Origin of the sequence: Mesorhizobium sp. M1365 (assembly GCF_040317865.1) — a bacterium.
In the GTDB taxonomy this organism is placed as follows: Bacteria; Pseudomonadota; Alphaproteobacteria; order Rhizobiales; family Rhizobiaceae; genus Mesorhizobium.
The window spans coordinates 1-23,433 of record NZ_JAMYLG010000050.1 but is presented as its reverse complement, the minus strand read 5'-3'; the positions used below and the strand labels follow the sequence as shown (position 1 = coordinate 23,433).

The 23,433-nt window shown below is 60.9% G+C and carries 23 protein-coding genes and 1 pseudogene; 9 read left to right on the top strand and 15 right to left on the bottom strand.

All coding sequences use genetic code 11. The features are described 5' to 3' along the window. Positions 1–39: 39 nt before the first annotated feature. Positions 40–2,010: a CHASE2 domain-containing protein gene (locus NKH04_RS29560; RefSeq protein ID WP_353045381.1), complete on the top strand. Its 1,971-nt coding sequence runs from the start codon at positions 40–42 to the stop codon at positions 2,008–2,010. A 98-nt stretch (positions 2,011–2,108) separates the two neighbouring features. Here the strand turns inward: NKH04_RS29560 and NKH04_RS29555 are convergent, their stop codons facing one another. After that, a complete protein-coding gene (locus tag NKH04_RS29555) occupies positions 2,109–2,357 on the bottom strand; it encodes a hypothetical protein (RefSeq protein WP_353045380.1) in 249 nt (82 codons plus the stop codon). Between the two features lie 390 nt (positions 2,358–2,747). Between NKH04_RS29555 and NKH04_RS29550 the strand changes: the two genes are divergently transcribed. Both NKH04_RS29550 and NKH04_RS29545 read left to right on the top strand, forming a co-directional pair. Continuing rightward, positions 2,748–2,993 (top strand): type II toxin-antitoxin system VapB family antitoxin, encoded by a 246-nt coding sequence (locus NKH04_RS29550; RefSeq protein WP_352502773.1) that lies wholly within the window; start codon positions 2,748–2,750, stop codon positions 2,991–2,993. After that, positions 2,993–3,421 carry a type II toxin-antitoxin system VapC family toxin gene (locus tag NKH04_RS29545; protein ID WP_353045379.1) on the top strand — a complete coding sequence of 143 codons (429 nt, stop codon included), beginning with the start codon at positions 2,993–2,995 and terminating at the stop codon, positions 3,419–3,421. The genes NKH04_RS29550 and NKH04_RS29545 overlap by 1 nt, the downstream gene beginning before the upstream one ends. A 461-nt stretch (positions 3,422–3,882) precedes the next feature. Here NKH04_RS29545 and NKH04_RS29540 read toward each other — a convergent pair. Then, a pseudogene (locus NKH04_RS29540) lies at positions 3,883–4,029 on the bottom strand (IS5/IS1182 family transposase); the annotation flags it as partial. 138 nt (positions 4,030–4,167) lie between these two features. Between NKH04_RS29540 and NKH04_RS29535 the strand changes: the two are divergent. Further along, positions 4,168–5,919 (top strand): adenylate/guanylate cyclase domain-containing protein, encoded by a 1,752-nt coding sequence (locus NKH04_RS29535; RefSeq protein ID WP_353045378.1) that lies wholly within the window; start codon positions 4,168–4,170, stop codon positions 5,917–5,919. Between the two features lie 258 nt (positions 5,920–6,177). On the opposite strand, the gene NKH04_RS29530 is transcribed toward NKH04_RS29535, so the two are convergent. From NKH04_RS29530 to NKH04_RS29520, 3 genes are read right to left on the bottom strand one after another with little or no spacing between them, the layout of a single operon-like run. Further along, entirely contained in the window at positions 6,178–6,969 is a 792-nt protein-coding gene (locus NKH04_RS29530; RefSeq protein ID WP_352617938.1) for a sugar isomerase domain-containing protein, read from the bottom strand. Between the two features lie 37 nt (positions 6,970–7,006). Then, entirely contained in the window at positions 7,007–7,777 is a 771-nt protein-coding gene (locus NKH04_RS29525; RefSeq protein ID WP_353014488.1) for a GntR family transcriptional regulator, read from the bottom strand. Continuing rightward, positions 7,774–8,649 (bottom strand): ROK family protein, encoded by an 876-nt coding sequence (locus NKH04_RS29520; protein WP_353045377.1) that lies wholly within the window; start codon positions 8,647–8,649, stop codon positions 7,774–7,776. The genes NKH04_RS29525 and NKH04_RS29520 overlap by 4 nt, the downstream gene beginning before the upstream one ends. 483 nt (positions 8,650–9,132) lie before the next feature. On the opposite strand from NKH04_RS29520, the gene NKH04_RS29515 reads away from it, so the two are divergent. Genes NKH04_RS29515 through NKH04_RS29505 form a run of 3 tightly spaced genes read left to right on the top strand, consistent with a single transcriptional unit; the run spans position 9,133 to position 12,228 of the window. Then, positions 9,133–10,425: an ABC transporter substrate-binding protein gene (locus NKH04_RS29515; RefSeq protein WP_352996876.1), complete on the top strand. Its 1,293-nt coding sequence runs from the start codon at positions 9,133–9,135 to the stop codon at positions 10,423–10,425. A 43-nt stretch (positions 10,426–10,468) separates the two neighbouring features. Further along, on the top strand, positions 10,469–11,359 hold the full coding sequence (locus NKH04_RS29510) for a carbohydrate ABC transporter permease (RefSeq protein WP_352832289.1): 891 nt from the start codon (positions 10,469–10,471) through the stop codon (positions 11,357–11,359). Continuing rightward, on the top strand, positions 11,356–12,228 hold the full coding sequence (locus NKH04_RS29505; protein WP_353045376.1) for a carbohydrate ABC transporter permease: 873 nt from the start codon (positions 11,356–11,358) through the stop codon (positions 12,226–12,228). Before NKH04_RS29510 ends, NKH04_RS29505 begins: the two co-directional genes overlap by 4 nt. Before the next feature lie 696 nt (positions 12,229–12,924). On the opposite strand, the gene NKH04_RS29500 is transcribed toward NKH04_RS29505, so the two are convergent. Continuing rightward, positions 12,925–13,827 carry a LysR family transcriptional regulator gene (locus NKH04_RS29500; protein ID WP_353045375.1) on the bottom strand — a complete coding sequence of 301 codons (903 nt, stop codon included), beginning with the start codon at positions 13,825–13,827 and terminating at the stop codon, positions 12,925–12,927. A 97-nt stretch (positions 13,828–13,924) separates the two neighbouring features. On the opposite strand from NKH04_RS29500, the gene NKH04_RS29495 reads away from it, so the two are divergent. Together NKH04_RS29495 and NKH04_RS29490 are read left to right on the top strand one after the other, a co-directional pair. Continuing rightward, the gene (locus NKH04_RS29495) at positions 13,925–14,773 is read left to right on the top strand and encodes an SDR family oxidoreductase (RefSeq protein WP_353045374.1); all 849 of its coding nucleotides are present in this window, start codon (positions 13,925–13,927) and stop codon (positions 14,771–14,773) included. Between the two features lie 59 nt (positions 14,774–14,832). Then, on the top strand, positions 14,833–15,255 hold the full coding sequence (locus NKH04_RS29490; RefSeq protein ID WP_353045387.1) for a RidA family protein: 423 nt from the start codon (positions 14,833–14,835) through the stop codon (positions 15,253–15,255). A 124-nt stretch (positions 15,256–15,379) separates the two neighbouring features. Here NKH04_RS29490 and NKH04_RS33325 read toward each other — a convergent pair whose 3' ends face one another. The 9 genes from NKH04_RS33325 to NKH04_RS29450 form a co-directional block, all read right to left on the bottom strand. After that, complete coding sequence (locus NKH04_RS33325; RefSeq protein ID WP_502913458.1) at positions 15,380–15,712, bottom strand: hypothetical protein; 333 nt, start codon at positions 15,710–15,712, stop codon at positions 15,380–15,382. Positions 15,713–15,948: 236 nt separating this feature from the next. Then, the gene (locus tag NKH04_RS33320) at positions 15,949–16,185 is read right to left on the bottom strand and encodes an aspartate/glutamate racemase family protein (RefSeq protein ID WP_502913457.1); all 237 of its coding nucleotides are present in this window, start codon (positions 16,183–16,185) and stop codon (positions 15,949–15,951) included. Between the two features lie 134 nt (positions 16,186–16,319). Continuing rightward, positions 16,320–17,552, bottom strand: coding sequence for a MalY/PatB family protein (locus tag NKH04_RS29480; RefSeq protein ID WP_353045373.1), 1,233 nt, complete (start codon positions 17,550–17,552; stop codon positions 16,320–16,322). 62 nt (positions 17,553–17,614) lie between these two features. Then, complete coding sequence (locus NKH04_RS29475; RefSeq protein WP_502913461.1) at positions 17,615–18,394, bottom strand: amino acid ABC transporter ATP-binding protein; 780 nt, start codon at positions 18,392–18,394, stop codon at positions 17,615–17,617. A 12-nt stretch (positions 18,395–18,406) separates the two neighbouring features. Beyond that, the gene (locus NKH04_RS29470) at positions 18,407–19,546 is read right to left on the bottom strand and encodes an amino acid ABC transporter permease (RefSeq protein ID WP_353045371.1); all 1,140 of its coding nucleotides are present in this window, start codon (positions 19,544–19,546) and stop codon (positions 18,407–18,409) included. Between the two features lie 3 nt (positions 19,547–19,549). Continuing rightward, on the bottom strand, positions 19,550–20,737 hold the full coding sequence (locus NKH04_RS29465; RefSeq protein WP_352542699.1) for an amino acid ABC transporter permease: 1,188 nt from the start codon (positions 20,735–20,737) through the stop codon (positions 19,550–19,552). A 70-nt stretch (positions 20,738–20,807) separates the two neighbouring features. Next, positions 20,808–21,812 (bottom strand): amino acid ABC transporter substrate-binding protein, encoded by a 1,005-nt coding sequence (locus NKH04_RS29460; protein ID WP_502913456.1) that lies wholly within the window; start codon positions 21,810–21,812, stop codon positions 20,808–20,810. A gap of 204 nt (positions 21,813–22,016) precedes the next feature. After that, a complete protein-coding gene (locus NKH04_RS29455) occupies positions 22,017–22,979 on the bottom strand; it encodes a LysR family transcriptional regulator (protein ID WP_352503548.1) in 963 nt (320 codons plus the stop codon). A 222-nt stretch (positions 22,980–23,201) separates the two neighbouring features. Then, positions 23,202–23,433 (bottom strand): NADPH-dependent FMN reductase family protein (locus tag NKH04_RS29450; protein ID WP_502913455.1); only part of this gene is annotated, 232 nt, incomplete at its 5' end.

Here is a 23,433-nt window from a genome sequence, read left to right as displayed (position 1 = left end):
CGGCAAGCAGGCAGGCGCAAAGTATCCGGCCTTGTGGTCGTGCTCCTGCTGCTCGCTTGCCATTTGGCTTTTGACGGGCCGTTGTCGCGCCTGCGCGAACGCACGTACGACTTCTACCAGTTCCTCGCCCCACGCGAGGCGACGAGCAATCCTGTCGTGATCGTCTCGATAGACGACGCCAGCCTCAAGGCACATGGGCGATGGCCCTGGAACCGAGGCCTCTTGGCCGATCTGGTCGATGGCATCACCAAATCCGGTGCCGCGGTCATCGGGCTTGCGCTGGTCCTGCCCGAGGCCGACACCTCGCCTGAGGGCATCGCCGGAGACAAGCGCCTGGCAGCGGCACTGGCCAAAAATCGAACGGCGCTTGCTGTCAGCCTGGGCAACGAGGCGACGGTTTCAGAAGCAGGGCCCAAAGCTGGCTGGTCGATCGTCGGACAGGTACCCGACACACTTCCCGGCTTCGCCGGCCTGACCGGCTCGCTTGCCGAATTCTCCAACGCCGCCGCGGGCCTCGGCGTAATTCGCACCTTGCCCGATCCCGATGGCGTACTGCGCCATGTGCCGCTGCTGTGGCTTCGCAATACCGCTCAAGGCGTGCAGCTGTGGCCGTCCTTCGCGCTCGAGCTCCTGCGCCTTTACGCCGGGCAGGACGGCTACATAGCCCGGATGAATGCCGCCGGGTTCGACGCACTCAGGATGGCCGGCGCCATCGTGCCGCTCGAGGCGGAGGGGAGCATCCGCCTCTGGGAAACCGCCACGGATACGCCCCGTATATCTGCCAGCACTATCCTTTCGGGCGGCAGTGATCCGCGGCTGCGGGACGCCATCGCCATTGTCGATCTGTCGGCCGTGGGACTGACGCAGTACCTGCCCACCCCGACACGTCCAGCGCGACCAGGCGCGGACATCCACGCCGATGCAATCGTCCAGTTGCTTGCCGGGCGCTACCTGACAGAGCCGCCGCACGCGCGTACGGTGGAGCGGCTCTGGTTTGTCCTCAGTGCCGTCATTTTCATCGGACTTTCCGGAGTGCTCGCCGGGCGTGTCGTGCTTGGTGCCCTGGCTCTCGTGCTGCTGGCCGTCACGCCGTTCGTGTTCGGCGCTCTCGAATACAGCCTGCAGGGTGCACTCTATGACCCGCTGCAGCCGGCGCTTGCGACGATCCTGGTAGCCGGCTTCGAAGGCTATGTTCTCTACAGGCGCAGCGAGCAGCGCCGCTCCACCCTGGCACGGCAGTTCTCCCAGTATCTGTCGCCTTCCGTGGTGCAGCGCCTCGCAAGCTCAGACACCGAAGCGATCCTGTCCGGCGAGAAGCGCGAGATCACGATCCTGCTCAGCGACATACGCGGCTTCACGACGATGAGCGAACAACTCGATACCCAGGAAATCGCAAAGGTGGTCAACCACTTCCTCGGCATTGCGACCGATGAGATCCTCAAGCGCGACGGCACCATCGACAAGTTCATGGGCGACGCGGTGCTCGCTTTCTGGAACGCGCCGCTTGATCAGCCGGACCATCGCGAACGCGCGCTCGACGCGGGCCGTGCCCTGATCGAACGGGTGAAGCGTGAAGACGCCGCCTTCAGCGCGGACGGCCACCCCTCCATCGCAATCGGCGTCGCCATCGAGACGGGCATTTGCTCGGTAGGCAATTTCGGCTCCGAACGGCGTTTCGATTACACCGCGATCGGTTCGCCGGTGAACCGCACGGCTCGGCTCGAGTCGACGACCAAGAAGCTGGGCATCCCCCTGGTGCTTGGTCCCGGCTTTGCGGCAGGAGCATCGATGCCAGTCGTCCAGGCGGGCGCCTTTGAACTCCAGGGTTTCAAGGGCGAGGTGCCGGTTTTCACCGTTCCGGAGATGCAAGCTGCTCACCAAGCTATGAGCCGCGAAGTGGAGAGCCAACGTGGTGAGCAATCTGGCGCCCCTGCCGTGGTGGTTGGTTCGCCGCCATCCGTGCAAATGGCACCACCTGATCTTGCACCCCGAACCCGAAGCACACGCTGACCGGATCCAGCGGATCGCGGGTGCCGACCTGCTTTGTGAACTAATACTGCTGGGGAGGCCTAGGTGTCATCAAACGGCCCTTTAATTGCGGGTGGCTGTCAATCCGGATCAGCGCGACAGCCGATGAGACGCGGATAGACGGCGAAGGGATCCGTCGAGGTAAGCCCGGCAATGATTGTCGAGGCCGCCGAATTTTCGAGCGAGAAGATAGGCCGTGTTATCCAGTTCACCACGAATGGCAGCACGGCTTCGTTGAGTTCGCCGGCGCCATCATGTGGAGGCAGCGCGTGGTTCAGATTGTTTATCCTCGTCGCCGGATCATGCGCTCGGGATGTTCCCAAGAGCATCCAGCCGTAGCACTCCCCGAATGCCCTAACAAGAGAGTTCGCTGGGCCGGGATTATGGCCGTTATGAACCTGACGCAATCGATGCAGCTGGCGCTGGCCTCGTCGGGCGCGTGGGCGGTCTATCGACATCAATCGGTCGCCACGGATGTTGGAATGCGCATGCGTCGGCGTACGTAGCGCCTTGGGCATGTGGGCGTTGACAGTGACATGGCCGGAGCGACGTGTTTCAGACGCCGAGCAATTCCACGGACTGAGCACCAGAACCGACCCTCCCGACGGATTTTCGCGAGCTGGATTCCTCCCTCCCTCCTTATCAAAACCGCCGCTCGCGAATTCGCTGGCGAGTATATCTCCGGCATGATATACATATATCACTCAGAGGATATACAAATGCCGCTCTTCATTCGCGATCCCGACGTCGACGCCATGGCCGTCGAGCTGCAGCAGATTACCAAGGCGCGCAGCAAGACGGAGGCCGTCAGAACCGCCTTGCGCCACGAGATCGAGCGCAACCGCGGCAGCGTCCCGCTGCGCGAGAGACTTGCCAAAGTCAAGGAAATGGCGCGGCGGATCGGACCGGCCAACCCTGATTTCGATATGAAGAAATTCACCGACGAAATGTGGGGCGACGACTGATGTTCGTCGATGCCTCGGTGATCGTTGCCATTCTGAACGAGGAACCTGGCGCGGAAGAACTGGAAAAGCGGCTCGCGGCCGCGACCAAGCCGCTGTATATCTCCCCGCTCGTCCGGTTCGAGGCAGTCCAGGGTCTCGCGCGAGCGTCGGCCGAAGCCATCAAAAAGAACGCCAACCCCACGGCCAACATGCTGGCGCAAGCCCGTGATACCGTCGACGCCTTTTTGATCGAGATCGCCGGCAAAGAAATCATGATATCCGGCGACATCGGCGACCGGGCTATCGAAGCCAGCATGAAATACGGCAAAGCAGTCGGGCACAAAGCCGATCTCAATTTCGGCGATTGTTTTGCCTACGCCTGCGCGAAGGCTCACCGGCTTGCCCTGCTTTACAAGGGCAATGACTTTTCACAAACTGATCTGGCGTAAGGCTTTCCTGGCCTTGCATCGCGGCGCGAGAGCCATGCAGACGCTCGGTGTCGTAAGCCGACTATTCCCGCTGATTATGAGCGATGAAAGACGTCGACCATCCGGTTCGCGAGGTCCGCATCGTTCCCGGTCCGATGCGGTATGTCTGCGATGATGACGCGAGCAAAATCCGCTGTCGTTAACGTCTTAAAATGCGCGGATATTCAGCTTGCATCGGAGCTGCCTGTCTCAGAAATCGGCCGAGTGGCCGGATGACATGATGCTGCGTGGGATGCGCGAGCATTACCGGAAATCGAGCTTACCGACATTGTCCAGGTCATTGAGCACGAACCGCTCAAACCAGACGGCTGACGTCGGCTGATCGAGCTGTCCAAAACTGCGGGTCGGTTCTCCAGCCGATTGCGACCTTCTCGGCTCAGGGTGAACAGTGGTAGCGGCGAGGAGGAACTCGTCGCGCGCCTGAGGTTCGCCGCCGATCCATAGGCGCTGTCGGCGGCCAAATACTCCGGCTTCAGGCCGAAGCGGTCCGCGGTCCTGTCAATCCTGGTGCGCGCGGCTCCCACCTCAGCCTGCCGGATCGCGCGGGTCGCCTCGACGTCCAGGGTGACGCGTTGAGCGGTCACTCCGTTCACTACCCAAAGCTGTGCTTCTTCGTCCGTATGCGGAACTGATTGGAGGGTATCTCGCTGGCCACAAACTGCGCGGCATCCGTCCGCAGCTGTGATAGGTTCGGGTATGGGCATGCAATGACCGAAGTACGCAAGCTCGCGGCAATCCTGGTGGCGGACATCGTCGGCTTCAGCCGTCTGACGGCGAGTGACGAGGATCGTACGCTCGCTCGCATCCGCACGCTGCGAAGCGACCTCGTCGACCCGACCATCGCAGTTCATCGGGGTCGGGTCGTGAAGAGCACCGGCGATGGCGTGCTGTCCGAGTTTCGGAGCGGCGTTGACGCGGTCCGCTGCGCTATGGAGCTGCAGGTAGGGATGCTCGAGCGCAATTCCGGATTGCCGGCAGAGCGTCGAATTGAACTGCGCATCGGTATTCATATCGGCGATGTTGTCGAGGAAGCGGATGGCGACCTAATGGGCGATGGCGTCAATATCGCTGCTCGTCTGGAGGGCATGGCGAAGCCAGGAACCATCTGCCTGTCTGAAGATGCCTACCGTCAGGTGCGGAGCCGGCACGACCTCGCGATTTGTGATCTCGGCGAGAGAGTCCTTAAGAACATTGCTGAGCCGATGCGTGTTTATGCGCTGGAGGTCGGTACGCCTGCCCGTCGCGAACCACCTGTCTTAACCGGCGCCACACCGGCTCCGCTCGCCCTTCTCGACAAGCCGTCCATCGCCGTGCTGCCCTTCATCAACATGAGCGGCGACGCCGAACAGGAGTTCTTTACCGACGGCCTGACAGAGGACATCATCACCGATCTCTCCAATGTACCGGGCTTCTTCGTAATCGCCCGTAACTCCACCTTCGCCTACAAGGGCAAGCCTAGTGATGTCCGTCAGATCGCTCGCGATCTAGGGGTCAAGTACATACTTGAGGGCAGCGCGAGGCGGTCCGTCAAGCGTTTGCGTGTAAATGTGCAGCTGATCAACGCGGCGGAAGGCGGCAATCATGTCTGGGCCGAGCGTTTCGACCGCCAAATCGCCGACATCTTCGACGTTCAGGACGAGGTCACGCGACGCGTTGTTGAAGCGATTTCTGGCAAGCTCAGTGAAAGGAACATTGTTAGCCGTTTTCGACCGTCAAATCTCGAAGCCTATGATCTCTGTGTTAGGTCGCGAGGCAAATGGAACATTTCCAGATCAGACAACAGCGAGGCGCGTTCAGCTTTGGAACGTGCCGTTGCACTCGATCCAAACTACTGTGAAGCGCACAGCAATCTTGCCATCTCACTGCTGTTTGGCTGGATTATTTGGAGAGAACCACAGGTACCCAACCGCGCAAAGGCTCTGATGCACGCACAACGGGCCGTGGAAATCGATCCCGGCGATTCCAACGTTCGCAGGATCCTAGGCTGCGTTCAGCTTTTTGAGCGCAATTGGGATGAAGCAAAATCTCAATTCGATGCTGCCATTCGGATAAATCCCAACAATGCAGATGCGGTTGCATGGATTGGTGAGCTTCAAATCTACCTGGGCAAGCCGCAAGCGGCGCTGATAGCTTGCGCGGAGGCGCTGCGTTTAAATCCTCGTCCACCCGGTTGGTATTTCTGGATCGTGGGAATGGCGCAGATTTCCACCGGTCAGTACGAAGAAGCGGTCGTGTCCTTGAGCCGGGAAGAAACCTACGGGACAGGTTCGAGGGAGCACCTGATTGCCGCGCTTGCCCTTGGCGGCCGCTTGCCTGAGGCACAGGAGGAAGCCCGCCTATTTCTTGCGGGCAATCCAGGTTGGACGATCGGCGAACTAGTAGCGAACTTGCCATTTAGGAGCATGAGTGCTGCCCAGCCCTTTGTCGATGGCTGGCGTCTGGCGGGCTTGCCGGACTAGGCGTATTTCGGCGTTGGTGGAACCCCCGCACGCCACCAGGTGGCGGACGTAGCGGCACCGGCGCGAGTCCGCGAAAGCGCTATCGACCGCTCCATCCCTGCAAGTTGCCGTCTCGGTTCCGGCCGCGGCCGGTCGAAGGATACGCGACGACCTGAAGGTCGGCTGCTGGCGGATTTGTCGAAAACGTCCTCGGCCAAACCATTCAAGCGGCTTGCCAAGAACACTACGTCCTAGTGTTTTGCGTGCCCTCCCCGGTTGTCAGTCGCCGCGCATGGTCGCCTGGAACGTCGGCAGATGCTTCCTTTGTGCCTCGAGCATTTTCTCGCGATAGACGCCATAGATGACGTCGGTGTCGTGCAGTGTGACGCCGGCAATTGTCGGCGAGGCAAAAACCGGCAGTTCGATGCCGCGTTTCGAAAGCGCCTCGGCGGTGCGGGCGATCAGCTCATGCGCCAGGATCATGGCAAGCACGGTCGACGAACCGGAGACCGGCCGGCTCCAGCCCTCGACCGGCACGATGGCATCCTCGATCGGCGAGCAGGTGTCGATGACAAGGTCGGCGGCATCGGCAAGCCGTTTGCCGGAAGAGTGCGTCGCCGGCTTGTCGAGATTGTTCTTGCTGGTTATCGCAACGACGAAGATGCCGCGTTTTTTCGCATAGAGCGCGGTGTCGATGCCGGACGAATTGCGGCCGCTGTGGCCAAAGATGATGATCGAATCGCCTTTGTTCAGCGGCTGGTGATCGAGGAATTTCTCGGCGTATTTCTCGGTCCGCTCCAGCCACAGAAGTTCGCGCACGCCGCCGGCGCCGAGCACGTTATGCCACATGACACGCGGGTCGGTCAGCGGATTGAAGCCGACATAGCTGCCGTAGCGCGGAAACACTTCCTGGACCGGCAACACCGAGTGGCCCGAGCCGTAAAGATGAACCAACCCGCCGCTCTCGAGCGTGTCGGCAAAGCGGCTGGCCGCCTCGCCAAAGGCTTCGGCATTGGCTTTCGAGGCCTGTTCGATGAGGGCGGCAAGGCGAGGTATGTAGAGATCGGACACGTCGGTACTCCTGTTATGGGTCGGCTTCGGTAATGGCTCAGCTTCTTGCGGTTGGCGCGGCGCGACCGGCACGCAGCGTCGAGCGGATTTCGTAGCGGTCGCCGCGCATCACCGAGACGGTGAATTCGAACGGGCCACGCTCGTCGGTGGTGATGCGCTCGACCACGAAAGCGGGGCTCCCCGCAGGCAGATCGAGCAACTCGGCATCCGCCGTCCCGACCGCGCCAACACGGTAGTTTTCGCGCGCCGCGACCGGCACGATACCGTAATGGCGTTCCAACGCTTCGTAGAGCGAGCCCTGCAACAGGCCGGCATCGAGAAAGCCGGGCACGCGCGCGGCCGAGAGTTGCGCAGTCTGAATACCGATCGGTTCGTTGTTGCCAAGCCTGAGCCGCCGGATGCGCACCAGCGGGTCGCCCTCTTCGATCTCCAGCGCTCCGGCCGCGGCGGCATTGGCGGTGGTCAGGCTGCAGTCGAGCAAGCGCGAGCCGGCGACCACGCCCATATTGCCCATTTCCTGCGTGAAGCTGGTGAGTTCGCGGGTGCCGGCGACCAGCGTGGTGGAGCGCACGAAGGTGCCACGGCCATGTTCGCGCCTGAGCAGCCCGTGCTCTTCCAGATTGCGCAGCGCGTGGCGCAGCGTGATGCGGCTCACCCCGAACAGGGCGCACAGTCTATCTTCGGCCGGAATCTGGTCGCCGGTCGCCCAATCGCCACTCTTGACGATGGCGCGGATGGCCTCTTCCACCTGATACCAGAGCGGCTCGGGTCTTCGGCGGTCCGGTTGCTGAAAGCTCACTTGGCTCATCTAATCTGCCTCCACTGTGCTCCGGCGAGACCGGCCAGCGAGGCGCCGACGAGACCGGCGCGGGAGCCGAATTCGCCGGACCGCAGCACGACATCGCGCAGATGCGGCGGCAGCTGACGCCGCAATGCCGCAAGCAGCGGCGGCCCTACCACGTCCAGCGCATCGGCAAGCCCGCCGGAAATCAGGACCGCCTGGGTGTCAAGCAGCGCGACCGCACCCGCCAAGGCAGTGCCCAGCCGGCGCGCCGGCAGCTCCAATGCGTCAAGGGCGGCCGTCTTGCCACCCCGGGCCGCCTCGACCAGCCTGCCGCCATTGGCGAGCCCGATCTGGCGCGCCGCGGCGTCGAATGCCCGCCCGGAAGCGAAGCGCTCCAGCCAGCCGCTGCGGTCCTCGCCTTCATCCTCGATGTCGGCGCAGGCCCAGCCGAATGAGCAGGCGCCGCCACGTACGCCGGCGACGATGTGGTTATTGACCAGAACGGCGGAGCCGATACCGGTGCCGATCGCCAGCAGGATGGCATCGGACAGGCCTTTTGCGGCACCTTCGACCGCTTCGGCCAGCATGGCGACCTGCGCGTCATTGCCAACGGCAACGCGCAGACGAGGAAACAAGGCCGCGATGTCGATGCCGTCGAGATAGGGCAGGTTCGGAATCCAGCGGCAGACCGAGCCCTCGACAAGCCCCGGCACCGCTAAGCCAAGTGCCTCGACCGGACCGGCCTCGGCGCGCAAGGCACCGATTCGGGCGACGAAGGCATCAAGACTTGCTGGTGCGGGCTCGCGGCTGAGCATCTCCAGCCAGCGAACATCGCCGGTATGGATAGCGGCGCGCAAGTTGGTGCCGCCAAGATCGATGGCCAGAACGCGTGTCATCGAGAGCGACTCCGACTGGCTGCCGCCCGGTCCTCGAAGCGCCAGCTCCACGACGCCACGGCGCCGTCGGCTCTGGTCGGCAGTGCGGTACAGACTCCGGTGCACGCGGCGCGAAAGCCGATCGGGCTGAGCGCAGCGTGTCGATGAACCATGCTCCGTCTCCCATTCGACATCGGCATCCTTTGCAAGCGGCCCCCGGCAGCCGAGAGGCTGCCTGTCTCGCCGCGGCGACGAAAAGCGGCTCAGTGTCATTATAACGACATGACTTCGATCGCAAGAGGTTTTGGAGATAGCCAGCAGTGAGAAACAGCTCGAGCCATCGTATCTAAACTCCTGTTTATGATCTGTGATCTCCCTTCACAAAATTGGAGTAAGAAAACGCCGCAACGCCGGCAGGAGCTCTCCACGAAGATAGCGCTTGCATCGTTGCTTCAAGTTGTCATAACGTCATGGACATCGCTGTGTGGCTATGCGGAGGGCCGGATGTCTTTGGCTTGGATTTCGAAACTGGCACTAGCTGCAGGGTTGTTGGCCTCGCCCACCATTGGTTGGGCGCAATCGGTCAACATCTCCTATCTGACCCACTGGTCGCCCGAAACGGTCGCTTTGCTGGACGCCGCGGCCAAGGACTATGCCAAGAGCAATCCGGATGTGACCGTCACCGTGCGCGCCGTCCCCTTCGGCGATCTCCTCACGACACTGCGTTCCCAGGGCGGCAGCTCGGACGGGCCGACGATCGGCGGCATCTATGATTTGTGGCTGCCCGAACTGGCGCGAGACAAGCTGGTCGCGCCGGCCCCCGATGCAGTTGCCGGCGAGGTCAAGAGTGCGTGGCCGGCCGGTGTCGTCAGCGCGGCCTCTGTTGGCGCCACGCTTTACGGCATTCCAAACGAGATCGACGTCTACGCGCTGAACTACAACAAGGAGCTGTTCAAACGGGCAGGCATCACAGCCGCGCCGAAGACCTGGTCCGAATTGAAGGATGCGGCACAGAAGCTGACCAGGAAAGATGCCGGCCAGCAAGGCTTCGGCATGATCAATTCCTGGGCGGCTGGCGTCGTCCATCCCTTCGCCTCGCTGCTGGTCTCCAATGGCGGCGAGCTGGTCAAGGACGGCAAACCGATGCTCGACAGTCCTCAAGCCGGTGAGACTTTCCAGCTTTACGAGGACCTGATCAAGTCCGGCGCCAGCGATCCGGCGATGGCCACGGCCGACGCCAACACAACCGGCCCCTTCCTCGACAATTTCGTCTCCGGCAAGACCGGCATGATCATCATGGCCAACTGGTGGGAAAGCGCATTGAAGAGCGGCATGGGCGACAAGTTCTCCAATATCGCCACCGCACCCATCCCGGTCGGTCCGAGCGGCGACAAGCCGCACTCGATCTCCTATTCATGGATGACCGTCGTCAACGCCAATGCCGGTCAGGCCGAACAAAAAGCGGCATGGGATTTCCTGGTGTGGCTAAACAGTCCGAAGTCCGGCAAGAACGGCGCATCGGCAATGTCGGATATTCTGATGTCGATGGGCATCCTGCCGACGCGGACCTCCGACATCGAAGCCCATAAGGACAAGCTCGGTTCCGAGTTCCTGTCCGGCTATGTCAGCGTGCTTGCCGACGCCAAGCCCTTCCCTGTCGTCCCGGGCGGCCAGGAATTCAGCGAATCGCTGCAGCAGACGCTCGAGGCGTTGCAGTATGGGCAGCTCTCGGCCAAGGATGCGCAGGCGAACGCTCAGGCCGATGCCGTCTCGATCCTGGAGCGTGCCGCCAAATAGCGAAGGCGCTGTTTCGAGAGCCCGACGCTTTGGAAGCAGAGCGATGATCAAGACCTATCGTGCCTCGGCGGGCATCATGCTGGCGCCTGCCGTGACACTGATCGGCGTTTTCATCCTGCTGCCGATGCTGCTCACCATCTGGCTGTCATTCCAGGACTGGTCGACGCAGACGCCTTTTTCCAATGCGAGCTTCATCGGCTTCGACAATTTTCGCGAAATATTCGGGCCGACCTCGGTCGGGCGGGATTTCAAGCGAGCGCTGCTCAACACCGCCATCTACACGGCATTGTCGGTGATGCTCATCCTGCCCCTTTCGGTAGTGTTCGGCTTGATGGTCCACCAGCGCGATGTCGCAGGCGGTACGGCGCTGCGGACCGTGTTGTTTTCCACCTACATGGTGCCGATGATCGCCGTGACGCTGGTCTGGTCGAAGCTCTATTCGCCGAGCGAGGGGCCGCTCAACCAGGTGCTCGGTCTCGCCGGCATCGGCCCGCAACTCTGGTTGTCCTCGCCAAGATCGGCGTTGATCTCGATCGTCGTCCTCAATGTCTGGCAGCAGATCGGCTATTTTACGGTGCTGGCCGTTGCCGGGCTGACCCAGATCCCAGGCAGTCTTTACGAGGCGGCGACGCTTGACGGCGCCAACCGGCGCGAACAGTTCCGCTTCATCACCTTGCCGCTATTGAGCCGCACGCTCTTGTTCAGCGCCGTCATTGCCATCATCAACGCCGTGCAAGTGTTCGAGCCGGTGGCGCTGATCACCCAAGGCGGGCCGGTCGGCTCGACCAACGTGCTGACCTACCATATCCGCCGAGTCGGCATCGAGCGGGCACAAGGCGGGCTGGGCTCGGCCATGGCAGTGATGCTGATGCTGTCGCTGATCGTCATTGTGTGTGCGCTGTTTGCATTCGCCAACCGGAAGGATGACGAATGAGCGCGCCGGGCCGCTCAGCATCGAGCCGATTGGCGCGCAAACGCCTGGCGGGCCGCAGAGCACTGCTCGCCACGCTGATGCTGCTGGTTGCCGTGGCCTCCGCCTTCCCGCTGTTGTGGATGGTGCTCTCCAGCCTGAAAACGCCGGCCGAAACCATGCAGGTGCCGCCGGTGTGGATACCCCGCACGCCGACCCTCGAAGCGTACGAGAAAGTGTCCGGCGTCATCAATGTCGGTCGCTCGATGTGGAATTCGCTCGTAATCGCCACGATCACCACCGCCGGCATTCTGGTCACCAGCATGATGGCTGGCTACGCCTTCGCCAAGCATCACTTTCCCGGCCGCTCACTGCTGTTTTCGGTGCTGATCGCCACCATGTTCCTGCCGCCGATCGTCACGCTGATCCCGCTTTACCGTCTCGTCGGATCAATCGGCCTGAACGCCAGCCTTGCCGGTATTATCGTGCCCAATCTCGCCAATGCGTTTGGCATTTTCCTGATGCGCCAGTTTATAGCCGGCGTGCCCGACGATCTGATCGACGCAGCGCGGATGGATGGGGCGTCGGAACTCCTGATCCTGTTCAAGATCGTCGCGCCGAGCGTGGCGCCGGCAATCGCAGCACTGGCGCTGTTTGCCTTCGTCTATCACTGGAATAGCTATCTCTGGCCGCTGACCGTTCTACAGGGCAATGCACACGAATATCCGATCGTCATCAGCCTTAGTCGCCTGCTCAGCTACAATCGAGGCGCTCTCAACACGGGACTGGTGATGGCTGGCGCCACACTTGCCGTGCTCCCGCCACTGGTGCTCTTCGTCTTCCTGCAGCGCTTCTTTGTGGATTCGATCGTCGGCGCGGCGGTCAAGGGGTAGCGTCGGCGGCACTGCCGGCATCCGTCTGGCTGTCATCGGGACGCGCTGGTGCGCTGAACGGAGCTAAGCAGATGACCGCGTTCTGAGAGCCATCAGTTCATCAGTACAACTGGCCGCGAATGCCTCCACCACGTTAGCTGCAACTAGTGAATCGCACGCTTGGTACCCGCCCCAGGCCGTTTTCACAGCTCCCAGAAAAGCGGCGCGGCCCTGCTCGTTTGCAGACGTTCGGAAGGTCATGGGAAGGTAGCGATTGGACGCTGCGTTTAACGGCAGTCGGACCGTCTCGTCGATCTGGCGAGTATTTTCGTACCGCACCTTTTCGACGGAGCGCGTCCTGCTTGCCGAGCAGGCGGTAAGGGAGGCGCTGGTCCAGGTGAGCAAGAAAGTGATCCCCCACCCTTCGACGACTATTGCGGGAAGGACGTGCTGACCCCAGCCAATGGTCGAGCTCTAACGCATCATCGCCGGCATCTACACCGATCTGGCGGCATCGCCCGATGCGGGCGGTGACCTGCCTCATCTCGGGAAACCAGCCCCGATCGAGGAATTTGCGCCCCCGCGAAAAACTCTCGCTCGAATAGTTGCTCGAACTCATGCGACGCGAGCTGGGTCAGAGCAGGACCGCGATCTTCAGCTGTTCGCTTCGCCCCGCTGCGGCTGTTCCGCGCGAGGGCGTCGGCTTCGTTGATCTGGTTAGGGCTCTTTCTTCCGCAGGTCCTTTAGAACATCGAGAAAAGCCCGCAGGGCGGGCGGCACGGCTCGATGTCCGGGGTAGTAGACCGCAACTTCTTCCGGTGCTGGCGTCCACGCGGTCAGGACCTTGCGTAGCCGGCCATCGGACAATGCCGCTTCGGCGGCCCAATCCGCCACATAGGCGATGCCCAGACCCTCTATTGCGGCTTCGACCATTAGTTCCTCGTCATCAAGGACGATGGGGCCGTTTGCCCCGATCACCAGTTCCTGGCCTGCGCGTTCGAACTCCCATCGATAGAGCTTTCCGCTGGGCATACGGTGGCCGATGCAATGGTGGCGTTGCAATTCCTCGGGCGTTCCCGGCTCCCCGAAGCGATCGAGATAGGCGGGCGACGCGATACAGATGAACGTCAACGCGTGTGCAAACGGCACGGCGATCATGTCTTTGGGAATCGATGTGATGAGGCGTACGCCGGCATCGAACCCGCTGGACACGATATCGATGAGCCGCCCCTCGACGACGATGTCCACGGTCACGTCCGGATGGCGCTTCGCCATCTGCGGAAGAACCGCGCGAACGAGAAGCCCGGCCACTAATCGCGGTGCGTTGATGCGGACCGTTCCTGCGACATTGCCCCGGAACCCCGCGACGCTGTCGAGTGCCTCGTCCAGCGAGGCGAGCGCCGGCTGAAGACGGTCGAGCAACCGGAACCCGGCTTCTGTCGGCGAGACGCTGCGTGTGGTGCGGTTCAGAAGTCGCACGCCCATGCGTTCCTCGAGCGCACGCATCGCATGGCTCAACGTGGAAGGTGCCGTGCCGATCTCGTCCGCTGCGCGGCGGAAGCTACGGTGTGTGGCAACGGCGACGAAGGCGGTGAGATCGTTGAGCGACGGGCGGGGCATTGATGGGGATTTTGCATTATCCCATGCCGATTTCAACGGCTAATGCGCGCAATGCGATTGGCCTATCTCCTGCCTGGATCAATTGGAGAAATGAGAAATGGAAAAGACCTGGCTCATAACGGGTGTGTCTTCCGGTCTAGGCCGGCTGCTGGCGGAGAAGGCCCTGATCAGGGGAGACCGCGTCGTCGGTGCCAGCCGCAGCGAGGACGCACTTCCCGACCTGCGTGTAAGTTACCCCGAACGGCTCCGCATCGTCGCAATGGACCTCAAGGACCAGAGCTCGGTCCGCGCCGCGGTCGACCGGGCCTTCACGGCATCCGCTCGGATCGACATCGTCGTCAGCAATGCTGGCTATGGCCTGCTCGGCGCGGCTGAAGAGGCTGGCGATGTGCAGGTTCGGGACATCATCGACACCAATCTCATCGGCTCGATCACGCTCATCCAGGCGGCGTTGCCGCATCTGCGCAGCCAGGGTGGTGGTCGGATTCTACAGGTATCGAGCGAGGGAGGCCAGATCGCCTATCCGGCTTTCAGCCTCTATCACGCGACCAAGTGGGGTATCGAGGGGTTCGTCGAATCGGTGGCGCAGGAGGCTGCTCCCTTCGGCATCGAATTCAGCCTTGTGGAACCCGGGCCGGCGCGGACCGGGTTCGGCGGCAATCTCGCGCGGACCAAGCCGCTCGCGGCCTATGAGGGAACACCCGCCGGTCAGATCCGCGAGGCGCTGGGTGTCTCATGGGTGATCAAGGGCGACCCCGACCGCATGACGGACGCAATGATCAGGCTTGCCGATCAGGATGGTCCGCTCCCGAAACGGCTGGTGCTCGGTGCCGAGGCCTATGCCGGCATCCGCAAGGCACTCGGCGGACGCATCGAGGAGCTCGACCGGCAGAATGACATCGCGGTTGCGGCGGATTTCACAGACGAGGAGTTGGCGCGGCTGTGACCCCCGGCTCCGGCCCGCTGCTCGTGCCCACCTCTTATCAAGACAGAAAGGAACTTGAGATGCCTACACGTGACGCCGTCTACCCGGCCAACCGGCACACGTTATACGATATCCACCGCTATTCCGCAGCCATTCGGTCCGGCGATCTTCTCTTCGTGTCGGGTCAGGTCGGGAGCTGTGAGGACGGCTCGCCCGAGCCCGTATTCGAGGATCAGGTTCGACGGGCCTTCGCCAATCTGCGCGCGGTCTTGGCGTCCGCCGGGTGCAGCTTCGACGACGTCGTCGACGTCACAACGTTCCACACCAACCCGGACGAACAGATCGAGACAGTTCTGGCCGTCCGAGCGGAAGAAATCGGTGCACCTCCCTACCCGAACTGGACCGCAGTGGGCGTCAATTGGCTTGCGGGCTTCGATTTCGAGATCAAGGTCATCGCCCGCATCCCTTCGACGACGAGCAGCCAGCCGGCGGACAAGCGCTGATCGCTCGCCCTGCAGTTCTGTATTGGCTATTTGGGGCCGAAGGCAGCCTGTCAGCTCTTGTGTCCGGAGCGGAGATAGCTGACCTCCACCTGCGAGAACCGAGGTCGTGAACTGACCAAACAGATTAGGTTCGTTCGGTCAGCGTACCGCAAGGGAATCTCGTAGCCTGTTGCGTATCTTGGCTTTGTAGTTCGAGAGAGGTGCTGAAGGTCGAGAACTCTTCATCTGTGATCGGGACCACGTGCTGCGGCTCGGGTAAGCGCCCGTCTGCACGTCGGATACGAGACTCGCGATAGGCGGCAATACGCTCGCATTGCAGCCGCTCATATTCGGCGGCGAAGTTGCGGTAGGTCTTGGCGTGGCGCGGCCTGTGGCCAGCGGTGTGGCCAAGCATGTCCTCGCTGAACAAATACTGCGCGTCGGCATTTGGGCCGGCGCTCATGCCGAGCATGATCATCTGTATTCCGCGCGATCAGTTCGGCGACCGGTCGGAGACCACCTCCAGCTCGGCGCCAAAGCAGCCTATGCCTTCACCTTCGCGTATGAGCTCCGAAATTCGTTCGGAGGCACCACTTTCAGATCTCTCCAACTCGAGGACCGGGATGTCGGAGGCAAGCACGCGCCGGAAGCGACGGGAGAACCCGTAACGGCGAATGTTGTCTTCAATCAGTCGCGCGGAACGCGACAGAGTGGTCACGACACAGAAGCTGTGAGCGACAAGGCTGACGGATGAAGCGAAGCCTTGCCTATACCGATGACGGGCTTGGTAGCGATGGCGCTTGCCGCGTCGAGACCCGTATCGTCTAAGCAGGCAATGATATGGACGTCGACATTGTCCATTTCCTGCGCGACCACCTGCTTGAGCAGGCCCGGTACGTAGAGTGCACCGTCAAATGGCCCTTCGATCGCTTCAGGTCCAGCCGTTGGCATGCATGCCCACTATCTCGTCCCTGGGCCTGTCACCGCCATGGCGGCTGCGACGATCCCGCTGGTCATCGAAGCGGTCGTGTTGGGATTGATGATGGCAATTCGCATTCGGGGCATCCTGGCTTGGTTCCGCTCAGTCACAAGGATGCCAGCGCGCTGGACATCCGCTCCAGCCCTCGGCGCAGCAGGGGACGCGGGCAGCCGACATTCAGCCGGATGAAACCTTCGCCGCCAGGCCCATAGACGCGGCCGTCATACAGATTGACCCCGGCCTGATCGACAAAGAACTTCTGAATTCCACCCACTCTACGATCGACCGCGCACGCGTCCAACCACACCAGAAACGATGCGTCGGGCCGCATGGGCGTAATGCCTGGAAGGTATTCGCCGGCGAAGTCACAAACCAGATCAATGTTGCTGGCGATGTAGGATGTGAGTTGATCGAGCCAGGGCGCGCCGGTGCTGTAGGCAACCTCCAGGGCCAGGCGGCCGAAAAAGTTTGCATTTACCATGAATGAGGCCTGCATCGCGGCAAGAAGCTGCTCGCGGCGCTTTTTGCTCGCCACCGCAATGGTTGCCGAAGGCACCCCGGCGAGGTTGAAAGTCTTCGTCGGAGCGGTGCAGATGAACGACTTCTCCGCGGCATCGTCCGAGATGGAGGAGAAGACGATGTGGGGACGATCCGACAGCCTTATGTCGCAGTGAATGTCGTCCGATATGACCAAGATCCCATGGCGCTCACAAATGTCGTTCAGGGCTGTCAATTCTTCGAGTGTCCAGGCCATTCCGGCAGGATTGTGAGGATTGCACAGCAGGAACACCTTGGCGCCGCCGGCCGCCAGTTTCTCGAAGTCCTCCAGATCGAGCTCATACCTGTTGTTCTGCAGCCTCAGCTGGTTCGTGAGCAGAGCCCGCCCGTTTCCCTGAACCACTTCGAAATAGGGCGAGTACACGGGCGGCTGCACAATGACGCCGTCACCGGGCTTCGTAAAGGTTCGCAATATCGCAGCCACAGACGGCATGATCGCCGGCGCGGGAAGCAGGGTCTCCAGTTTCGGTGACCAATTGTGCCGGCGTGTGAACCACGATTGCACGATCTCATAGTGGCGCGGATCGCGTCGTGTGTAGCCGTAGATTCCATGGTCCGCGGCCTCGCGCAGCCGAGCGATGACGGTTTCCGGGGCACGGAAATCCATATCCGCTGTCCATAGGGACAGCAGGTCCTGGCCTTCGACCTGAGGAGAGAACTCGTCCCACTGGTTGGCCCATTTGACGGATCCGAATTGCTGGCGATCGTGGATTTGGTCGAAATCAATTCTCGGAATATTTCGTTGCCCAACCGCCGATGCGGGCGTGTCTGCACAAGCCATGTGATAATCACCTGAAAAAATCTATTGCCACGGCCACGGCCGCTTTGCCTCTGCGGACAGCCCTATTTGAGGATTTGCGCCAGAAACTGCCGCGCTCGTTCCGACCGGGAGTTGGTGAAGAACTGATGGGGCGTGTTGATCTCGACGATCTCCCCGCCGTCCATGAACACCACGCGATCGGCCACCTCCCGCGCGAAGCCCATTTCATGCGTCACGCACAGCACCGTCATACCTTCACCGGCGAGCGACACCATCGTGTCGAGCACCTCCTTGACCATCTCCGGATCGAGGGCAGAGGTTGGCTCGTCGAAGAGCATGATCTTCGGGTTCATGCAGAGAGCCCGGGCAATTGCAGCACGTTGCTGCTGGCCACCCGACAGCTGACCCGGGTAGCTGTCCGCCTTTTCCGCAATTCTGACGCGCTCCAGATAATGGCGCGCCAATTCCTCGGCCGCCATCCGCGGCATGTTTCTCACCCACACCGGTGCAAGGGTGCAATTCTCGAGCACCGTAAGATGGGGAAACAGATTGAAGTGCTGGAAAACCATGCCGACGTTGCTGCGAACTTCGTCGCTCTTGCGCAGATCCCCGGTTACCGCTTTGCCGTCGACGATGATCTCGCCTGACTGATGCTCCTCGAGATGGTTGACGCACCGGATCATCGTCGATTTGCCCGACCCCGAGGGGCCGCAGATCACAATGCGCTGCCTCTGTGGCGCCGACAGGTTGATGTTCCTGAGCGCATGGTATGAACCGAACCATTTGTTGACGTCACGCAGTTCAATGGCCATCGCCTTGTTGAAGGGCTGTCCCTTCGTCGATGCGTACATTGCTTGTGGCATCATCGTCGCGTCCTAAGATTTGTGGCCGCGCGCCAATTGGCGCTCCATCGATTGCGAGTAACGGGACATGCCGAAGCAAAAGCCCCAGTAGACCAGTCCCGCAAAGAGGTAGCCGGTTGATGAGATCGTCGGGCCTGCCCAATTCGGATCGACGCGCGCCGTTTCGATGGCTTTCAGGAAATCCGCGATGCCGACGATGGCGACCAGAGTCGTGTCTTTGAACAGACCGATGAAGGTGGAGACGATGCTCGGTATGACGATCGTCAACGCCTGGGGGAGGACGATCAGGCGCATTATGTCGAAGTAGCTGATCCCAAGCGCCTTCGCCGCCTCGTATTGGCCCTTCGGGATCGCCTGAAGGCCGGCCCTCACAACTTCGGCCATATAGGCGGACGAGAACAGCGCTATCGCCATAAGCGGGCGCAGGAGACGATCAGGCGTCAGATAGTCCGGGACGAAGAGCGGCATCATGAAGTTCGCCATGAACAATACCGTGATAAACGGCACCCCCCGGACGACTTCGATGAATGTGACGCAAACCGCCTTGACGAAAGGGAGTTCGGACCTGCGTCCAAGCGCCAGGATAACCCCGATCGGAAGCGAGAAGACGATGCCCACAATCGACATCAGCAGCGTGATCAGGAGACCGCCCCAGAGCGTCGTATCGATGACAGACAAATGGAGCCAGGCGACCCCGCGCACGAGAACGAACGCTGCAACGGGATAGACAAGGAAGAACAACAATGCCGCCACTTTGCGCCGCGGAGCCTTCGTCCACAGGAGCCAAACGATGAGGATGGCGCCGATAGCCTGTGCGAGATCAACGCGCCACCGCTCGGAAGCCGGATACGCGCCGTATCGCAGGTAATCGAACTTCTCGGCAATGAAAGGCCAGCAGGCTCCTTGGCTGTTCGTGCGGCAAGCCTCGCGACCGCCGCTCCAGACCGCGTCGAAGATCGCAAAGCTCAGAAAGTGACGCAGCAGCCACACGGCGAAGAGGAGAAAGCATATTGTCAGCGCGCCTGAAGACGGCGTCGAAAACAGATTCTTTTTCATCCAGGTCACTGGACCTGGCCAAACGTCAGCGGGGGGCGCCATCGCTGGTATGAGCGCGCTGCTGACAACTGGCGAATGCATGGACTGATCGCTCATGCGTCACCTCTCGACGATCGCAAAATGTCGGTTACACGCGTTCATGGCCAACGACGTGGCAAGGGAGATAACGAGATAGACGGACAAGGTGATCGCCATGACCTGGACGGCGGCGCCGGTCTGGTTGAGTACCGTCCCGGCAAAGATCTGAACGAGGTCGGGATAGCCGATGAACACAGCAAGCGACGAGTTCTTGATTAGATTGAGATACTGGCTTGTCAAAGGCGGGATGATAATTCGCAGCGCCTGCGGAACAACGACAAGGCGAAGCGTCTTGCCCGGCGCCAGCCCCAGCGCATACGCAGCCTCGCTCTGGCCCTTTGGCACTGCCTGGATTCCACTCCGGACAATCTCGGCGATGTAGGATCCGGTGTAGACCGACAGACCGATCAGGAGAGCGGCAAACTCTGGATAGAGTTGATGTCCGCCTTGAAAGTTGAAACCCCGCAGCTGCGGCGCGACAAACGAGACCGGCTCGCCAGCCGCCAGGAACACGATCAGCGGAAATCCTATCAAGGTCGCCAGGCTGACCAAAAATACCGGCAGCTGCTTGCCAGTTCGTTTCTGGACACTCTTGGCGCGGAACCAGAATGCAATGCAGCAGAAAACGGCCGCTACCAATGCCAGGCCCACAAGCCCCGCCCCCGGATGCCACTGGATCTCCGGAATGATGAGGCCGCGATTGTTGAGATAGATGCCGCCGGGGATGGCGATGGACGCCTTCGGGGAAGGCAACGGCTTGAGGACGGCGTTGTACCAGAACAGCAGCTGCAGCAATAACGGGACATTGCGCACAAGCTCGACATAGGCGGTCGCCACCTTCGAAACGATCCAGTTCGGCGAGAGGCGGGCAACGCCGATGACGAAGCCAAGCAAGGTGGCCAGCAAGATTGCGAGGAAGCTGACGTAGAGGGTGTTGACCACTCCCACCCAGAACGCCTGACCGTAGGTGGATAGTGCATCGTACGGTATCAGGGTTTGATTGATGTCGAAGCCGGCAGCCTCACCCCAAAAATCGAATGAGAGCGGAATCCCCCGGACCCGCATATTCGATGCGGTCTGCATGCCGATGCCCAGAGCCAATGCCAACAGGCAACCTGCGAGCAAGAGCTGGTAGAAAACGCCGCGCACTTTCGTATCGTGCAGCGATAGGCTCCTGCGCGAGGGCGCTGGAAGCGACAAATCGGACATGGCGTGTTCCTATCGGGATCTGTGCAAGGCGCTGGCGGTAACGCGCAAGCGCCTTGCAACCATGCTTTGCCTAGCGAATCGGCGGAGCGTACTGAATGCCGCCTTTGTTCCAGAGCGCGTTCATGCCGCGCTCCATTTTCAGCGGGGAGTCCTTGCCGACATTCCGATCAAACACTTCGCCGTAGTTACCGACCTGTTTGATCACCTCGACCGGCCAGTCGTCGCCGAGCCCGATGTCCTTGCCGATGCTGCCTTCCACGCCAAGTAGACGGCGGATGCTGGGATTGTCCGACGACTTCATAGCATCAACGTTCTTGGAGGTGACCCCGTATTCTTCGGAGGCCACCATGACGTAAAGCGTCCACTTCGCCACATTGAACCACTGGTCGTCTCCCTGCCGCACTGCCGGGCCAAGCGGCTCCTTGGAGATCAGTTCGGGAAGAACGATGCTGTCGTCCGGCTTGGCCATGCGAAGCCGCGATGCGTTCAAGGTAGAGGTGTCCGCCGACAGGACGTCGCAACGCCCCTCCTCGTAAGCCTTCACGACAGCTTCCTCGTCGGCGAAACCAACCGTGGTGTACTTGATCGACCGCGAGCGAAAATAGTCGGCAAGGTTCAACTCGGTCGTGGTGCCTTGGGTGACGCAAATCGATGCGCCCTCGAGCCCCTTGGCTGATGTGATGTTGTCCGCCTTGCGCACCATAAATCCCTGACCGTCATAGAAGTACGTCCCCGCAAAAAGTATGCCGAGAGACGTATCGCGCGACGATGTCCATGTTGCGTTGTGTGCAAGAACGTCGATCTCCCCCGACTGCAAGGCGGTGAAGCGATCTTTCGGCGTCAATGGGATGAACTTAACCTTTTGCGCATCCCCGAGCACGGCAGCGGCCACGGCGCGACAATAGTCGACCACAAATCCGGTCCATTTGCCTTCGTTATCGGGAAGGCTGAAGCCAGCCGTGGCCGAATTTGTGCCACACGTCAGCACTCCATTCTTTTTGACATTGTCGAGGGTTGCGGACCATGCCGAGGAGGCAGTGCACGCGATAGCGAGGGCAAGAAAGCCCTTGAACATCGATCTCATTTCGGTATTCCCCTGTTTTTGTCGAAGGGAATGTGGCCTCAAGTATGACTATTCGTCAAATTGACTGTTCTCATTGCGAAAATGAGCGTCATTCATAATTGAGGAGGCGCGGCTCTCGGGTGAAAGGGAGCTTGAGTGCTGATCGGGCTAGTTTGCTTTGGGCGGGCTAATCGAATGAGCGACGGCGCGCGCGACCTATGGTGCAGCCAACCCCGGTGCTCCGACGGTTGACCCTTGGTCTCTCTCGGTCCGCGACTCGTTGTAGATGCTCATGATTATTTCCCGGAGCCATTTGGTACCCGGGTCATTCGCCATCTGGCGGTGAACAATGAGCCAGGCATTCACATTCGATATGGCAAGGGGCGGCGGGACCAACGTCACCTCACTCCTCTCGTCCAGAATTTGCAGGATGGCATCGCCGCAATGGGTAATCAGTTCAGTGCCGCGAAGCGCCCAGGGCAGCACCAGATAGTTCGAGATGGTCGCAACGACATTGCGCCGGAGACCATGCTGCTTGAGGGCGGCATCCGCGAGGCCTTCTGCCAGACCATCTGCGGAAATCTGCAGGTGAGAACTGGCCAAATATGTTTCCAGTGTCATTGCGTTCCTGGCGATCTTGCTTCCACTCCACACCGCGCAAAACAATCGATCCTGGCCAAGCTCCACCTTCAAGAGACCTGGGTCGTCGCGTATTGCCGCTCCCGTCAGTGCACAGTCGACTTGTCTCAAATAGACCGATGAACCGATTTCGGGTCCGTTTGCGGGAATGACGTTCAGCGTCGCGCCAGGCGCTTGCCTTGAAAATTCCCGTATGAGCCCTGGGATGAATATCATGGCGTGATAGTCAGTGAGTCCCACGCGAAAGTTGCGTCGCGTCGTTGCTGGATTGAAGATCTGATGCCGGTCGATCGACGCGCGGATCGTAGCCAGCGCAGCAGAAATATCTGACAGCAACTCCACTGCCCGAGGGGTCGGTCGCATTTCGCCCCCGTCTCTCGTGAACAATTCGTCCTGCAATAAATACCGAAGTTTTGATAGGGAATGACTTACAGCTGATTGTGTTCTTCCCAATTCGGCAGCTGCGCGCGTTACGCTCCTTTCACGCATCATCACGTCGAACACTCTCAGCAAATTGAGATCGATATCATCGAAACTCATGAGACCTTCCCCGTTTTCATCATGCCTCGCCTGCATGCTAACATCGCTTCCAACGCGCGAACGATGCCATGGCGAACAAATGCGACCCTTCGACCTGCGGGGTCAACGTTCCCTGTTGGGAAATCAATATGTTAGCGGAGGGTTCGCCAACCCATTTCCTTCGCATTCTCTCGTATGGTCTGGCTAACCTAAGGACCAGGGATGTCTACGACTCGCTGCCCCTTAGGCTGAGGCCAGACTGACCTGTTGGCGCTTCGGCTGCCGTGCCGAAACCAGGGTGGCGAACTGGTCCACCGCCTGCCCGGCCCGCGCCAGAACCAGCGAATCTACGAGCTTGCCGTCGGCAAAGTCGCTGTCACTGCCATAGATGGCGCTCGGCACCGTCAGGGCGGAGTAAAAGCCAAACAGCGGGCGAAGCTGATGTTCGACTACCAGCGCGTGGCGCTGGCCACCA